Here is a 15,018-nt window from a genome sequence, read left to right on the forward strand (position 1 = left end):
CTCAGGCGACGGTGGTTTGGAGGTGGGAGCCGGTGCGGCCGCGGATTACGTGGAGGCGGCTGGGGATGCGTTGGCGCATTTCGTCGACGTGGCTGACGATGCCGACGACGCGGCCGCCGGCGCGGAGTTCGTCGAGGACGCCCATGACGGCGTCGAGGGTGTCGGCGTCGAGGCCGCCGAAACCTTCGTCGATGAAGAGGGTGTCCAGGACGAGGCCGCCGGATTCGGCGGCGACTGTGTCGGCAAGGCCGAGGGCCAGCGACAGGGACGCCATGAATGTCTCGCCGCCGGACAGGGTTTTGGCGGGGCGGACGGCGCCGGTGTAGTCGTCGCGGATGTCGAGGCCGAGGCCGCCGCGCCTGCCGCGCGGACCTGCCTTGTCGGAGTGTACGAATTCGTAACGGCCACCGGACATTCGGCGCAACCGCACCGAACCGGCGAGGGCGACTTCTTCGAGGCGCGCGGCGAGCACGTAGGAGCGCAGCGACATGCGCCGGTTGTTCTCGCCGCGGCCCGCGACCACTTCCGCGAGCCCGGCCAGCTCTTCGTGAGTGCGCTGGAGGGGCGCGATCCGATCCACCTCGGTCCACAGCTGGCCGCCGAGTTCCTCCAGCAGTTGCACGCGGCGTCCGGCCTCGGCCTGTGCGGCGACGGCCGCGTTCAGCCTGGTCTGCGCGTCGGCGAGTGCGCGTTCCAGCTCGATGAAGTCGCCCGGTTCGGCGGTGGCCGCGGCCTGAATTTCGGGTTCGGCGAGAACCTTCTCCGCGTGGGCGCGGACCTCCTCGGCGGCGACGAGTTCCGCGTCGATCTCCTGCTGCCGCTGCGGTGTTCGCGAGGCGGCGGTGACGACGCGCGCGTAGGCGGTGAGCAGCGCGACGTCGTCGCGAGCTGGCGCGGAGTCGGTGACCTCGTCTGCCGAATCGGCACCACGGCCGCTGTCGTGCTGTTCACCCTCGGGAACGAATCCCGCTGCGCGCGCGAGACTTTCGACGCGATCCGCGACAAGCGTGACCTGCTCGCGTGCCGAGGCCGCCGCGGCGCGCGCGCCGCGCAGTTCGGTGGCGGCGGTGACGAGTTCGTTCAGGCGGGCGCGGCGGCGGTCGATGGTCTCGTCGGCGCCCGCGGCGGCGTGCAGGCGTTCGGTGAGTTCCGCGAGGCGGGCGACCGACGACGTGATGCGGGCGGCCACGGTGCTCGCCCCGGCTTCGGCCGCGCGCAGATCGTCGTGCAGGCGTGTTTCCTCGGCGCGTAGCCGGGCGAGTTCGGCGGTCGATCCGTCGGCCAGCGCCGCGAGTTCGGCGGCGTCTTCGTAGCGGTGGGTCGCCGAACGCAGCGCGGCGGCGAGCTCAACGCGGTCGGTGTCGCCGCCGCGGGCCGTCAGCGCCTCGATCTCGCGCTCCAACCCGGTGATTCGAGCGTGGACGCGGTCGCGGTTCTCCTCGGCGGTGCGCTCGGCTGCTACCGCCGCGTCCTCGGCTTCCTTGGATACCGCGCTCGGCGCGGGCTCGGCCGGGGCCGGATGGTCCGCCGCGCCGCACACCGCGCACGGCTCCCCGTCGACCAGCTGACCCGCCAGTTCCGCGGCCATGCCAGCCAGGCGGCGCTCGCGCAGATCGAGCACCCGCTCCTTGGCATCGTTGTGCACGGTGCGCGCGGTCTCGAACTCGATTCGTGCGCGATCCAGATCCGTTCTGCGACCGGCCAATTCGACAGCGGCGGTCGCGGCGGCCTGGAGGCGTTCGCATTCGGCGGTCAGCGACGGAAGCGTGGCGGCGGCCTCGGTCGCCTCGCGGACTCGGGCCTCGGCGGCGGCGATAGTCGCGGGCAGACGCTCGCGTCGACCGGTCAGGTCGGTCATCCGCTGGGTGAGCGCGGTGGATTCGGTTCGCAATTCATCGATTTCGCGCCGCAGCCGGTCGGCTGCCGATGCGTCGGCCCGCACCTCGTCGAGCGCGCCGATCTGGGCGCTCCAGCGGCGCACTACGGCGTCCAGATCCGCGTCGGATCTGATCGTCGAACGGGCATCGCCCGAATCCGCTTTCGCCTCAGCGTCTTCCGAACCAACCAGCTCGATACCGCCGAGATCGGCTGCAGCAGGCTCGCGCAGCGCGGACGCCAATCGCGCCGCGGCGGCGCTCGCCTCGTTGTCACGACGACGCGCGGTCATGACGGCCGCGCGTGCCTCGTCGATCGCCTCCGCTACCGGCTGGGCGCGACGGGCGGCTTCGAGTTCCGCGCGCAGGGCGGTACGACGCTCGGCGCTAGCCGCGTAATTGTCGAGATCGGCGCGCGCGGTTTCCATCCGGCGCCGCAGGTCCGCGAGCCGCCGCTGCTCGTCGGCGAACTTACGCAGCTCGGCCGAATCCTGCTGGCAGCGTTCGGCTTCCGCGGTCGCCTCCGCCAGATCGGTGCGGGCCGTTGCGAGCAGATCCTGCGACCATCCAACGGCCTCCAACGCGCCGACCGCCTCCGTCACGCTCAGGCCCGCCGCCCCGCGGATCTGCGCGGTCAGCCGTTCGATGCCCTGCCTACGTGACTCCAGTTCGGCCGCCGAGGCACGCCGCTTGTCGGCCAACCATTGCTCGGCCGTGCCGAAACGCTCTGTGTCGAAGAGCTTTTCGAGCAGTTTCTCGCGATCCTCGTTGTCGGCACGCAGGAAACGCGCGAAGTCGCCCTGGGGCAGCAACACCACCTGGAAGAACTGGTCGGCGCTCATACCGAGCAGACGGATGATCTCGTCGCCGATGTCGGGGATGCGGGAGAGGTTCTCGCCGCGCCCGTCCAACCAGGTCAGCGTGGCCTTGGGCGGATCGGTGCGCATGCCGGTGCCGCGCAGCTTGGGTCGCTCGAACTCGGGAATTCTGGTGAGCCGCAAGCGTCGTCCGCCCAGCGTCGCCTCGAGCACGACCTGCGGCGGCGTCTGTTCCGGCGCATGATCGGAATGCAGGCGCTTGCTTTCACCGCGCGCACCGGGCACCCGGCCGTAGAGTGCGAAGGCGATCGCGTCCAGCACGGTCGTCTTGCCCGCGCCGGTCTGCCCGTGCAGGAGGAAGAGCCCGTCCGCGCCGAGCGCGTCGAAGTCGACGACCGTGGTGTCGGCGAACGGGCCGAACGCGGTCATCTCCAACCGATGCAGCCTCATGCGGCGGCCTCGCGCCACACCCTCCGCACAACACCGCGCAATCCGCCCAGAGCACGCCCGCGCCGCTCGCTCAACGCGCGACTGCGGCATTCACGGAGAGCACTCAGTCGCCATTCATCCAGCGCAGGCGCGCGCCATTCATTCAGCGCGGCCGCACGCGATTCACCCGGTCCGGCCTTGCACCGACCACTCGCCACTGCCGCACGCCGTTCGTCGACCGCGGACAAGCCCTGCCAGCTCAGTGCGCCACCGCACCACTCGCTCAGCGCGCCACCGCGGCATTCACTCAGCGCAACCCCGCGCCGCTCGCTCGGCGCAACCCCACGCCACTCGCTCAGCGCGCCACTGCGGCATTCCGCGCCACCGCGGCATTCACTCAGCGCAACTTCGCGCCGCTCACTCAGCGCAACCCCGCGCCGCTCACTCAGCGCAACCCCGCGCCGCTCACTCAGCGCAACCCCGCGCCACTCACTGCGCGCGGCCGCACGCCATTCACCAACCGCCGACAACCGTCGTCCGCTCAGCGCGCTTCCGCGCGACCTGCTCACGGCGATCATGCGCTCAGCTCGCCGGAGAGCGGAAGCTGCGCGGGCGCCGCGGACACGCGCTCGGGCTCGGCTACGGCGGCGGCCAGCGCACGCTCGATCCACTGCATCTCCCCCGCGCTCGGCGCACCGCGTACGTCGGTGAGGAAGCTCTGCGCTACTTCGGTGTCGCGGCGGCCGTGCACCCGCTCACGGTAACGCAGCTCCGGATTGCCGTCGGGGCGCACCCATTCCACGTGCACGGCGTGCGGGAAGCGCTCGCGCAGTTTGCGTAGCGCGTCGATCGGACGGGCCTGGTCGACGAGGGTGGCGGACACGTAATGGTCGACGGCCGCGTCGTGCGCCGGGTCGGCGAGCAACTCCTCCAGCGTCCCGGTGAGGCGACTCAGACCGCGCACCATCGGCAGGTCGCGGCGCTGCACGGCGGACAGGCCGTCGGCATCCAGGTCGACAATCCACACGGCCTTGCGGTGCGAACTCTCGGCGAACGAGTACGGCAGCGGCGAGCCGGAGTAGCGCACCGACTCGGAGAGCGTCTGCGGCGAATGCAGGTGGCCGAGCGCCACGTAATCGATGTCGTCGAACTCTCCGAGCGGCACCGTCTCCACCCCGCCGACCGAGATGGAGCGTTCCGAACCGGTCGCCTCGCCGCCGACCACGAACGCGTGCGCGAGCACCACGGTGCGCGTGCCCGGCCGCGTCGCGATGTCGGCGCGAATCCGGCCCATCGCCGCCGCCAGGATCTCGGCGTGCGAACGAGCCTGCGGGACACCGAGTTCAGCGCGGGTGATCTCCGGCTCCAGATACGGGATGCCGTAGAAGGCCACGTCGCCGTGCTCGTCGGCCAGCAGGACCGGCCGATCGGAATCGGCGACGGTGGTGCGCAAGTGCAGCCCACCCGCCGCTGCGAAACTCGCGCCAGCGCCGAGCCGTGCGGGCGAATCGTGATTTCCCGAGGTCGCGACGATCAGCGCACCCGCGGCCCGGATCGCCTCGAAACCCCGGTTGCACACCGCGATCGCGTCGGCGCTCGGAATCGACCTGTCGTACACGTCGCCTGGGACGACCACCACGTCCACCGACTCGGCCGCCACGAGCTCCGCGATGGCGGCCAGCGAACGTGCCTGGTCGGCAAGCAGATCGACGCCGTGAAAGGTACGCCCGATGTGCCAATCCGAGGTGTGCAACATCCGCATGGCCCGAAACCGTAGAGCCACCCACCGACAGTGTCTAATTTGCCGCGCCTGCGGCGCGGCGTGTTCGCGGCCTCGTAAGACTCGCCCTCGAGGTGGCTGGGAATGCGTGTTCGTTCCGGCTGTTCGGTACCCGAGCCGCACCCGCCGCTGCCTGATTGCTCGGATGTCGGTGGCGTGCGGCACTATCTGCGCTATGACCGCACCGATGCTGTTCGCGCTGCTGCTGGTGTTCGCCGCTGGGGTCGGGGTTGGCTGGCTTGGCCACAGTGCGCGGGCCGGGCAGCGGGCGGCGGTCGCGGAGGCGAGACTGGCGGCCGCCGCCGACAACGAGCGTTTGCTGCGGCAGTCGCTGCAGGCCGCGAACGAGGATGCGGCGCGCAGGCATTCGAGCGCCGTCGGCGCCATGGTGGAACCGCTGCGCGAGGCGGTGGGCGCGCTGAACCAGCACATCCAGCAGGTCGAGCACCATCGCATCAACGCGTACTCGGGTCTGCGCGAACAGGTTGCCAACATGCAGCGCACCTCGCATCAGCTTTCCAGCCAGACCGGTCAGCTGGTCGCCGCGCTGCGTGCGCCGCAGGTGCGCGGGCGCTGGGGCGAGATCCAATTGGAGCGCGTGGTGGAACTCGCCGGGATGACCAAACACTGCGACTTCTCCACGCAAGTGAGCAGGGCGGTGCGCGGCGACGGCGGACCGGACCGCATCGGTTCGGTGCGGCCCGACCTGGTGGTGCACCTGGCCGGCGACCGGCACATCGTCGTCGACGCCAAGGTGCCGTTCACCGCCTACCTCGACGCGAGCACCGCCGAGGACCCCGACGTGCGCGCCGACCTGCTGGTGCGGCACGCCAAGCAGTTGCGCGCGCACGTCGACCAATTGGCCGACAAGGCGTACTGGGCGGCCTTCGATCCCGCGCCGGAGTTCGTCGTGCTGTTCGTGCCCGGCGACCCGTTCCTGGATGCCGCGCTGACCACGGACTCCGGGCTGCTGGAGTACGCGTTCGGCCGCAACGTGATCCTGGCCACTCCGACGACACTGATCGCGCTGCTGCGGACGGTGGCGTTCGGGTGGCGGCAGGAGGCGGTCTCCCGAGATATGGCAATGGTCCAGCAATTGGGCAGGGAGCTCTCGGCGCGCCTCGGCATGACCGGACGGCATTTGGACCGGCTGGGCAATCAACTCGGAAAGGCGGTGGACGCATTCAATTACGCGGTCGCCTCGGTCGAGTCGCGAGTCATGGTCACCGCGCGGAAACTGCACGAGCTCGAAATAGCCGAGCAGGAGGCTCCGGTGATCCAGCGGGTGGACAGCCGTCCGCGGGCCGTCGCCTTCGCCGAAGCCGACGATCCGGCCTAATCGACACAGCCGGACCAGGTCCGTCATCAGCCCGCGCATGGCCGGAGCGAAGGCCGAGGTAGGCCCGCCGAGTCGATCCGGTCGCGCCGGCAACGGCCCCGCCGTAACCCCACCGAACGGTACGGCGGTTAGTGTTCATAACGTGGCTGCTACCCAACGTGTGCGTTCCCGGGTGCCCGCGCCGCAACGTTCGGTCCTGCCCTCGGTGCCGGGAGTCCCGGCCTGGGCGGCTGTCCTGATCGCGGTCGCGTGCACGTTGCTGGGATTCCTGATCGATGCCAGCGGCGACAACGCCGAACTCACCGCCAGCTTCGCCACGCTGTATATCGTCGGCTGTGTCGCCGCGGTGCTCGCCGTGCGCTTCCGCGGGCTGTTCACCGCGATGGTGTTGCCGCCGCTGCTGCTCTTCCTCGCGGTCCCGCTGGCCTATCAGCAACTGACCGGCCGCATCTCGACCGGTCTCAAGGACATCCTGCTGAACCTGGCCATCCCGCTGGTGAACCGGTTCCCGACGATGATGCTCGCCACCGCGCTGGTGCTGGCCATCGGCGGCGCGCGCATCATGGTGGCCAGGCGCGAGTCGGCCGCCGAGCGCTCCAAGGAGGCGCGGCGCGGCTCGAGCTGGGGACGCAGCAGCGTCAAGCGCGACGAGGACGACGCGCCAGCGGAATCGGCGCGCCGCCGCCTGCGCCGACCGCAGCCGGAAGTGGACGAGGATCCGGTGACCGACAAGTACGAGCCGCCGCGTCCCGGCCGCCGTCCGTCGAAGACCGTTGCCGACGCCCCGCCCCGGGTCGGCGCGACCGGCCGCGGCCGACCCGCGGCGCGCGGCGCGCGACCCGCGCCGGTGCCCCGCACGGAGGGCGAACCGCCTCGCGGCGCCCGCGGACGCGCCGAGGTGCCGCCGCACCCGCAGCCGAATGTGCGCTATCGCGAACGCGATTCGAGCCGCACCCAGCGCCGCAAGCCCGAGAGTCTCTGACCCGCAGTCTGCGGCGTCCGACGCCGAACAGCGCGCCCCAGGGAAGATCGGTGTCGGCCGACAGCCGCCCCACCTGCGCAGCATCGAGTAGCGCAGCGCCGCCGAACGAGCAGCCTCGATCGACAGCAGCGCCACAGCGGCCACACGAGCGTCGCGCCGCCGGGAAAATCAGCGACGGTCGACGGCAGCACCGACGCAGGGACCGCGTCGACTAGCGCAGCGCCACCAAGAAGGCGTGGTCGGCCGACAGCAACGCCTACCCGGCCACATCGAGCAGCTCAGCGCCGCCCAGAATCGGCCTCGGTCGACAGCAGCGCCGAAACAGCGCGCAGCGCAAGCTCCGCCGAGAGATCAGCCCCGACCGGTGCGCAGCGGCGCAGCTCAGTTCCTGGCGGTCCGCAGTTCCCTCGGCAGCGCGAAGACCAGCGTCTCGTTGGCGGTGGTCACCGGCTGGACGTCGGCGTAGCCGTGCTCGGCGAGCATGTCGAGCACGCCGCGCACCAGGATCTCTGGCACCGACGCGCCGGAGGTGATGCCGATCGTGCGCACGCCCTGCAGCCAGGCCGGGTCAACCTCGCGGGCGAAGTCGACCAGGTACGCGGCACGCGCGCCCGCGCCGAGCGCGACCTCGACCAGCCGCACCGAGTTCGAGGAGTTGCGCGAGCCGACCACGATGACCAAATCGCATTCCGGCGCCATCGCCTTCACCGCGACCTGACGGTTCTGGGTGGCGTAGCAGATGTCGTCGCTGGGCGGGTCCTGGAGCGCGGGGAAACGCTCGCGCAGCCGCTGCACCGTCTCCATCGTCTCGTCGACGCTGAGCGTGGTCTGCGACAGCCAGATCACCTTGTTCTCGTCGCGCACGGTGACCCGGTCGACCGCGTCCGGTCCGTCGACGAGTTGCACGTGCTCGGGGGCCTCGCCCGCGGTGCCCTCGACTTCCTCGTGGCCCTCGTGGCCGATCAGCAGGATGTCGAAATCGTCGCGCGCGAAGCGCTTGGCCTCCTGGTGCACCTTGGTGACCAGCGGGCAGGTGGCGTCGATGGTGTGCAGGTCGCGCGCCGCGGCCGCCTCGTGCACCGCGGGGGAGACGCCGTGCGCGGAGAAGACGACGACCGCGCCGTGCGGCACCTCGTCGGTCTCGTCGACGAAGACGACGCCGCGATCCCGCAACGTCTCCACCACGTGCCTGTTGTGCACGATCTCCTTGCGCACGTAGATCGGCGCGCCGTGCTTCTCCAGCGCCTTCTCCACCGTTTCCACCGCGCGGTCGACGCCCGCGCAGTATCCGCGCGGCTCGGCTAGCAGCACGCGCTTACTACCGTCGGCATCGGCTGATCCGGCACCCGCCGAGCGGGCGATTCCGACGTTCAAAGGGATGGCCGAAGACATGGTCCCCAGGATACGTGCACCCGCAGACCTTCGAATGGCCGCATCGGCCGGGTCGTCGATGTGATCCAGGCCCTGGACAATAGTGTCTGTGACACTAGTTCTTTGCAGATCATGGCGTATCGGGCAGGCTATGAGCATGTTTCGACCACCGTTTCTGGCCCGGGTCGCAGCCGGGGCCGCCGTGTACGCCCTCGAAGAAACCCGCCGGTTACCAACGGCCGCGATGAATTTCCCGATCACCGCGATCAGCCAGATGTTGCAGACCACCATGCACGTCCAGCAGTTCGTGACCAGCCTCGCACTCAAGGGCGACGCGGTGTTCGAGCGGCTGTCCAACAGCCCGGTGGAGCAGCCGGAGTGGGCGACCTTCGACGAGGACCTCGGCGACGAGCAAACCTCGGGCGACGATTTCGCCACCGCGGGCCGTACCAGCCGCTTCGACCTCTACACCGCCGAGGATTCGAGCGCGGGCTCCACCAACGGGCACGTCGCCACGGTGCAGACCATCACTGTGCCGGAGATCACCGAGCCCGAGCCCGTCGCGGAACCGGCTTCCGACGAGGCGGCGTCCGTCGACGACGAGCCCGCCGAGATCGCCGAGCCCGAGGTCGCGACCCGCTACGACTACGCCAACATGACCCTCGCCCAGCTCCGCGCCCGCCTGCGCATGCTGACCGTCGAGGACCTCACCGCGCTGCTGGACTACGAGCAGCGGACCCTCGCGCGCGCCCCGTTCGTGACCATGCTGACGAACCGGATCGCCACCGTCCGGGCCCAGTGATCGCACCCGCGACGACCTCGCCGGTGGTTGGCCGGGCTCGGTCCGGCCAACCCCGCCGCGTATACCTGTCCGTATGACACAGAGCGGTCCCCAGCCGTCCGCCGAGGCAGGCGCGGCCCCCGCCAACTCCGCCGAACACCCGTGGCCGGTGCGCTCCGTGGCCGTGAAGGTCATGCAGTGGATCGACCGCCTCGGCTCCATCTGGGTGGAGGGGCAGATCACCCAGATCAACGCGCGCCCTGGCGCACGCACCGCGTTCCTGGTGCTGCGTGACCCGTCGGCCGACATGTCGTTGCAGGTGACCTGCGACCCCGATCTCTTGCGCCGCTCCCCGATCCCGCTGCAAGAAGGCAGCCGGGTGGTGGTCTACGGCAAACTCACCTACTTCACCGGCCGCGGGACGCTGTCGTTGCGGGTCATCGAGATTCGCCCCGTCGGCGTCGGCGAGCTGCTCGCCCGCATCGAGCGGCTCAAGGCGCTGCTCGCCGCGGAAGGTCTTTTCGATCCCCGGCTCAAGCGGCCGCTCCCGTTCCTGCCCGGCACCGTCGGCCTGATCACCGGCCGTGCGAGCGCCGCCGAGCGCGACGTGCTCACCGTCGCCAAGAATCGTTGGCCCGCAGTGCGTTTCGAAGTGCGCAACACCGCGGTGCAGGGCCCGACTGCGGTGCCGCAGATCCTGGACGCGCTGGCCGAACTCGACCGCGACCCGGCCGTCGAGGTCATCGTGCTCACCCGCGGCGGCGGCAGTGTCGAGGACCTGCTGCCCTTCTCCGACGAGGCGCTGTGCCGCGCCATCGTGGCGGCGACGACGCCGATCGTCAGCGCCATCGGCCACGAACCCGACAACCCGCTCGCCGACTACGTCGCCGACCTGCGCGCCGCGACGCCGACCGACGCCGCCAAGCGCGTCGTGCCCGATGCCGCCGCCGAGCTGGCCTGCGTGCGCGAGCTGCGCGCCCGTTCGGCCGCCGCACTGCGCGGCTGGGTGGACCGCGAGACCCGGGCGCTTGCCCAGCTCCGTTCCCGCCCGGTGCTCGCCGATCCGCTGCGCGAGGTCGACCGGCGCGCCGAGGAGATCGAACGGCTGCGCGTTTCCGCGCGGCGCTGCGCCGAGCACACGGTTCGAACCGAAGCCACCGCGACGCGACACCTGCGCGAAAAGCTCACGGCGGTGGGCCCGGCCGCGACGTTGTCCCGCGGTTACGCTGTCGTGCAGCGCGTGACCGGTTCGGAACGGCACGTCGTCCGCAGCATCGAGGACGCGCCCGCTGGCAGCCAGTTGCGCATCCGGGTCGCCGATGGCGCCGTGACCGCGGCGGCCCTCGGCACCAAGGCGCTCGGCGCTCGCAAGCCGAACGCCCGCGATTCCGGCGCCCGCCGGGACGACGAACGCACAGGAGGGAACTGACCTTGGCCGACGCCGGCAAGGACGAGCTGGCCGAGATCGCGGACTTCGGCTACGAACGCGCCCGCGACGAACTGGTGAACGTCGTCAAGATGCTCGAGCAGGGCGGCATGGACCTCGACGATTCGCTCGCCCTGTGGGAGCGCGGCGAAGCACTGGCCAACCGCTGCGAGGAACACCTGGCCGGTGCGCGCAAACGGGTCGAGGACGCCCTCGCCCGCGGCGCGACCGACGAGGACTGACCGACGAGCCGTGGGGCGTGCGCCGATTCTTCGCCCGCGACCCGAGCGGAAAGGTCGTCAACGTCGTCGCCCACGTGGACCGCGACGACTGATCGACGCGCGTCGACGAGCGCGGTCGCACGACCAGCCCGCGCCGGGGCGAACCGATCGTGTGCCGCGACCCGACGACGCGGCAGGGCGGCCGCTAGCCGCCCGCGAAGGCCGTCGCCTCGAACCGGATGACGCCATCGGCCGAACCCGTCTTGCGGAATCCGGCCTTCTCCAGAACTCGCACCGATCCCGGGTTCGAGGTCTCCACGTCCGCGTACACCTTGTGCACACCGGGGGCGTCCAGCGCGTACTCGGTCAGCGCTCTGGTCGCCTCACTCGCGTACCCGCGCCCACACCGAGACGGGACCGTGCCGTAGCCGATCTCGAGTCCATCCGCGCCCGGCGGCCAGAACAGCCCGATTGAGCCGACCACGAGACCGGTCTCGCGCTCGACGATCAATCGGTGGCCGTACTCGCCGTACCACTGCGGATGGTCGGCGAACAGCCCGGCGATCACCCGATCGCCGTCGGCGGGGAAGTCCTCGGCCCAGTGCGCGAGGCGGTGTCCGGCCAGCACGGCGGACACGTCGTCGGGGGTCCAGCGGCGCAGAATCAGGCGCTCGGTGCTCAGCTCGCCGGTGGAGATGTGGGAAGACACGTGACACTCCTGGTCATCGAAAGGACCGGTCCGCGTCTCGAATTCAGCGGACCGGATGGAAGGCATGCGAAATACGGCTGTTGACAGCCATATTCATCGACCTCCGCACCCTCGAATCCGCGTATCTCGCGTCACGCCAACCCTAATCGGGAACCGAACGGGTGGCAATCGAGCTCAGCGGGCGATCGGCTGGGCGGTGGTCACCGCCTGGGCCAGCGTCGTGAACGCTGCCTCGTTCCCCGCGCCCTTGATCAGCACCCGGACGCCGCCGAAGTCGGCGATCCACGCCGTCTCCTCGGTCGGCTCGGCGTAGACGATCCACTTCTTGTCGCCGATCTGCTGAGCCCCGCTGGCGTAGCGCGAGCCGAGCACGAAGCGGGCGAGCGACTCCTCGGTGGCGCTGCTCTGGGTCAGCTGCATGTAGGTGCCCTGGGCGGTGATGTAGCCGACGGTGCTGACCGGACCGCCGCCCTGGCCGGTGACGGTGTCGCGGCTGCCGGAGTTGGGGGTCCAGTCGGCGGGCACGCTCGGGTTGCGGATCGGGAACGCCAGCGTGCGAGCGTCGGTCTCGAGCGCCGCCTTCACGTCGAAGTGCGGGATCTGACCTGGTGTCGGCCCCTTGGCGGCGAAGCTGCACTGGCTGGCCAGCGCGGCGAAGACCACGGCGATCAGCACCAGCGGGATCAGCGAGAAGAACAGATCCTTGTAGTCGTGCAGGATGCGTGGCTTTTGGTAGGACACGCTCCCAGTATCCACTCGGCGGGCGGGTGCGCGGCCAGGCACCCCCGTCGCCTGGAACAGGGGTGCACGGATGCCCAACCCCGGAATGAGACAATCGTCCCGTACGTACGACCCGAGGGAGGCACCCCGCCATGACGGCATCTTCGCCCGCACCCAGCCGCCGCGAGGCGCCGGACCGAAACCTTGCACTCGAACTGGTCCGGGTGACCGAGGCGGGCGCGATGGCCGCGGGGCGGTGGGTCGGCCGCGGTGACAAGGAGGGTGGCGACGGCGCCGCCGTCGACGCGATGCGGCAGCTGGTCAGCTCGGTTTCGATGCGCGGCATCGTGGTGATCGGCGAGGGCGAGAAGGACGAGGCGCCCATGCTGTACAACGGCGAGGAGGTCGGCGACGGCACCGGTCCTGACGTCGACTTCGCCGTCGACCCGATCGACGGCACCACGCTGATGTCGAAGGGCTCCCCCGGCGCGATCTCGGTGCTCGCGGTCGCCGAGCGCGGCGCGATGTTCGATCCGTCCGCGGTGTTCTACATGCACAAGATCGCGGTCGGCCCCGAGGCCGCCGACGTGATCGATATCTCGGCCCCGATCGGCGAGAACATCCGCCGGGTCGCCAAGGCGAAGAAGTCCGCGGTGTCCGACCTGACCGTCTGCATCCTGGACCGGCCCCGGCACGCCGAGCTCATCCAGCACGTCCGCGACGCGGGCGCCCGCATCCGCATGATCTCCGACGGCGACGTCGCCGGTGCGATCGCGGCGGCCCGCCCCGATTCCGGCACCGACATCCTGGTCGGCATCGGCGGCACCCCGGAGGGCATCATCGCCGCGGCGGCCATGCGCTGTATGGGCGGCGCGCTGCAGGGCATGCTGTCGCCGAAGGACGACGAGGAGCGCCAGAAGGCCATCGACGCGGGCCACGACCTGGACCGGGTGCTCACCACCGAGGACCTGGTGTCCGGCGACAACGTCTTCTTCTGCGCCACGGGCGTCACCGACGGCGACCTACTACGCGGCGTCCGCTACTACGGTGGCGGCGCCTCCACCCAGTCGATCGTCATGCGCTCCAAGTCGGGCACCGTCCGCATGATCGACGCCTACCACCGCCTGACCAAGCTGCGCGAGTACTCCTCGGTCGACTTCCACGGCGACGAGCACGCGGTCCCGCCGATGCCCTGATCGGCTTCGACCTCGCGGCCGCGTTCGGTGTTCCCGGACGCGGCCGCAGTCGTTCACAAGGGGGAAGATGCTGGGGTGGGGAACGAATCCGGCCGCGAGACCCGGCCTGGCACAACTGAACTCGTCGACGCGATGACCGAGATCGCCACCCGCGCCGGTGCGTCGCGCACGGTTCCCGGAACACCGAACGCGACCGACGCGCAGGTGCTGGTCGAACGCGCCGACGTGCTGGTGCTTCGGGTCGGCGCGGTCGTCGTCAAGGCCCATCCGGTGGACACCGATGCGACGGCGTTGCCTTCCCGCCTTCGGCTGGCGAGCACGTCGCGGGGGATTCTGCTGCCGCCGTTGCCGATCGGCGACGCGCTGCACACCTACGCGGCGGGTCGCACGATCACCGCGTGGCCGTACGGCGAACCAGTCGACCCTGACGATCCCGACGCCGCGCCGTGGGAAGCCGCCGCGACGCTGCTGACCCGGCTGCACGCGCTGCCGGGACGCGGTCTGCCGGAAGCGGGCGGACCGTCCCGTGTCCATCGGGCGATGCGTCGGCTGCGCGAGGCCGCGGTGCCGGACCGAGCGGCCGAGACGATCGTGTGCCAAGCATTCGCTGCGCTGCCAGAATCGTTCGCAGCACGCCCCGGGCTCCCCGAAGCGGCCGCGCGCCGCACGCTCGTGCACGGCGATTTCCACCTCGGCCAACTCGTCCGCGTCGGTCGAGCGGACGCCGACCGCTGGCGGCTCATCGACATCGACGACCTCGGCTCCGGCGATCCGGCGTGGGATCTGGCCCGCCCGGCCGCCCTCTTCGCCGCGGGCATTCTCGAGCCGGTGACCTGGCTCCGCTTTCTCGACGCCTATCGCGCGGCGGGCGGTGTCGCGGTGCCGAGGGAGGGGGACGAGTGGACCGCGCTCGATACTCCGGCCCGCGCTGTCGCCGTCCAAGCGGCCGCGCTGGCACTGGTCGCCGCCGCACGCGAGAAACGCGAACTCGATGATCTGGACACGGCTTTGGTGGACGCGTGCCGACGGATAGCCACCGCATCCGTCATATCGTGATGCCCGCATACGTGCCGGAAATCGACTAGCGTGGCGGAAATGCAGTGTCCGAAATGTCGTGGATTGATGCAGACGTACAACCGCAGCGGTGTGCACATCGAGCAGTGCGGTAACTGCCGGGGGATCTTCCTGGACTACGGCGAGCTGGAGAACCTCACCCGGCTCGAGTCCGGCTACGCGGCGCCGCCGCCACCGGCCGCCCCCGCGCCCACGTGGGGTGCGCCAGCCCCGCACTACGGGCACGGCCACCACCACAAGCACCGCTCGTTCGGCAAGGTCCTGTTCTCCTCCTGAGTCCCGGCGTCACCGGTCCGGT

At 70.6% G+C, this 15,018-nt stretch carries 13 protein-coding genes; 8 read left to right on the forward strand and 5 right to left on the reverse strand.

The genetic code is table 11. The annotated features are described in order from the left end of the window. Position 1: 1 nt before the first annotated feature. Complete coding sequence (locus CRP45_RS10815) at positions 2 to 3,142, reverse strand: AAA family ATPase (RefSeq protein ID WP_097244973.1); 3,141 nt, start codon at positions 3,140 to 3,142, stop codon at positions 2 to 4. Positions 3,143 to 3,695: 553 nt separating this feature from the next. Continuing rightward, a complete protein-coding gene (locus CRP45_RS10820; RefSeq protein WP_097244974.1) occupies positions 3,696 to 4,883 on the reverse strand; it encodes an exonuclease SbcCD subunit D in 1,188 nt (395 codons plus the stop codon). A 193-nt stretch (positions 4,884 to 5,076) separates the two neighbouring features. On the opposite strand from CRP45_RS10820, the gene CRP45_RS10825 reads away from it, so the two are divergent. Together CRP45_RS10825 and CRP45_RS10830 are read left to right on the forward strand one after the other, a co-directional pair. After that, entirely contained in the window at positions 5,077 to 6,240 is a 1,164-nt protein-coding gene (locus tag CRP45_RS10825) for a DNA recombination protein RmuC (RefSeq protein ID WP_097244975.1), read from the forward strand. 142 nt (positions 6,241 to 6,382) lie between these two features. Next, positions 6,383 to 7,222 (forward strand): DUF6542 domain-containing protein, encoded by an 840-nt coding sequence (locus tag CRP45_RS10830; RefSeq protein ID WP_179830842.1) that lies wholly within the window; start codon positions 6,383 to 6,385, stop codon positions 7,220 to 7,222. Positions 7,223 to 7,603: 381 nt separating this feature from the next. On the opposite strand, the gene CRP45_RS10835 is transcribed toward CRP45_RS10830, so the two are convergent. Beyond that, positions 7,604 to 8,614, reverse strand: coding sequence for a 4-hydroxy-3-methylbut-2-enyl diphosphate reductase (locus CRP45_RS10835; RefSeq protein ID WP_097244976.1), 1,011 nt, complete (start codon positions 8,612 to 8,614; stop codon positions 7,604 to 7,606). Between the two features lie 136 nt (positions 8,615 to 8,750). On the opposite strand from CRP45_RS10835, the gene CRP45_RS10840 reads away from it, so the two are divergent. From CRP45_RS10840 to CRP45_RS10850, 3 genes are all read left to right on the forward strand, one after another. Then, positions 8,751 to 9,395, forward strand: coding sequence for a lipid droplet-associated protein (locus tag CRP45_RS10840; protein ID WP_143861403.1), 645 nt, complete (start codon positions 8,751 to 8,753; stop codon positions 9,393 to 9,395). A gap of 73 nt (positions 9,396 to 9,468) precedes the next feature. Next, on the forward strand, positions 9,469 to 10,803 hold the full coding sequence (gene xseA, locus CRP45_RS10845) for an exodeoxyribonuclease VII large subunit (RefSeq protein WP_097244977.1): 1,335 nt from the start codon (positions 9,469 to 9,471) through the stop codon (positions 10,801 to 10,803). 2 nt (positions 10,804 to 10,805) lie between these two features. After that, positions 10,806 to 11,042 carry an exodeoxyribonuclease VII small subunit gene (locus CRP45_RS10850; RefSeq protein WP_067784761.1) on the forward strand — a complete coding sequence of 79 codons (237 nt, stop codon included), beginning with the start codon at positions 10,806 to 10,808 and terminating at the stop codon, positions 11,040 to 11,042. A gap of 184 nt (positions 11,043 to 11,226) precedes the next feature. Here the strand turns inward: CRP45_RS10850 and CRP45_RS10855 are convergent, their stop codons facing one another. After that, positions 11,227 to 11,730 (reverse strand): GNAT family N-acetyltransferase, encoded by a 504-nt coding sequence (locus tag CRP45_RS10855; RefSeq protein ID WP_218841130.1) that lies wholly within the window; start codon positions 11,728 to 11,730, stop codon positions 11,227 to 11,229. A gap of 174 nt (positions 11,731 to 11,904) precedes the next feature. Further along, positions 11,905 to 12,471: a DUF4245 domain-containing protein gene (locus CRP45_RS10860; RefSeq protein WP_097244979.1), complete on the reverse strand. Its 567-nt coding sequence runs from the start codon at positions 12,469 to 12,471 to the stop codon at positions 11,905 to 11,907. A 131-nt stretch (positions 12,472 to 12,602) separates the two neighbouring features. Between CRP45_RS10860 and glpX the strand changes: the two genes are divergently transcribed. The 3 genes from glpX (at position 12,603) to CRP45_RS10875 (ending at position 14,996) form a co-directional block, all read left to right on the forward strand. Continuing rightward, complete coding sequence (gene glpX, locus CRP45_RS10865; RefSeq protein WP_097244980.1) at positions 12,603 to 13,646, forward strand: class II fructose-bisphosphatase; 1,044 nt, start codon at positions 12,603 to 12,605, stop codon at positions 13,644 to 13,646. 75 nt (positions 13,647 to 13,721) lie between these two features. After that, positions 13,722 to 14,702: a phosphotransferase gene (locus CRP45_RS10870; RefSeq protein WP_218841131.1), complete on the forward strand. Its 981-nt coding sequence runs from the start codon at positions 13,722 to 13,724 to the stop codon at positions 14,700 to 14,702. Positions 14,703 to 14,741: 39 nt separating this feature from the next. Further along, positions 14,742 to 14,996 carry a TFIIB-type zinc ribbon-containing protein gene (locus CRP45_RS10875; protein WP_097244982.1) on the forward strand — a complete coding sequence of 85 codons (255 nt, stop codon included), beginning with the start codon at positions 14,742 to 14,744 and terminating at the stop codon, positions 14,994 to 14,996. Positions 14,997 to 15,018: the final 22 nt, after the last annotated feature.

Source organism: Nocardia amikacinitolerans, from assembly GCF_900215415.1.
GTDB classification, from domain to species: domain Bacteria; phylum Actinomycetota; class Actinomycetes; order Mycobacteriales; family Mycobacteriaceae; genus Nocardia; species Nocardia amikacinitolerans.

What these genes read in the sequence shown, in the direction of transcription:
- CRP45_RS10835 (WP_097244976.1), bottom strand. Translation starts at nt 8,614, where the DNA reads ATGTCTTCGGCCATCCCTTTGAACGTCGGAATCGCCCGCTCGGCGGGT.
- CRP45_RS10820 (WP_097244974.1), bottom strand. Translation starts at nt 4,883, where the DNA reads ATGCGGATGTTGCACACCTCGGATTGGCACATCGGGCGTACCTTTCAC.
- CRP45_RS10815 (WP_097244973.1), bottom strand. Translation starts at nt 3,142, where the DNA reads ATGAGGCTGCATCGGTTGGAGATGACCGCGTTCGGCCCGTTCGCCGAC.
- CRP45_RS10875 (WP_097244982.1), top strand. Translation starts at nt 14,742, where the DNA reads ATGCAGTGTCCGAAATGTCGTGGATTGATGCAGACGTACAACCGCAGC.
- xseA (WP_097244977.1), top strand. Translation starts at nt 9,469, where the DNA reads ATGACACAGAGCGGTCCCCAGCCGTCCGCCGAGGCAGGCGCGGCCCCC.
- CRP45_RS10840 (WP_143861403.1), top strand. Translation starts at nt 8,751, where the DNA reads ATGTTTCGACCACCGTTTCTGGCCCGGGTCGCAGCCGGGGCCGCCGTG.
- glpX (WP_097244980.1), top strand. Translation starts at nt 12,603, where the DNA reads ATGACGGCATCTTCGCCCGCACCCAGCCGCCGCGAGGCGCCGGACCGA.
- CRP45_RS10825 (WP_097244975.1), top strand. Translation starts at nt 5,077, where the DNA reads ATGACCGCACCGATGCTGTTCGCGCTGCTGCTGGTGTTCGCCGCTGGG.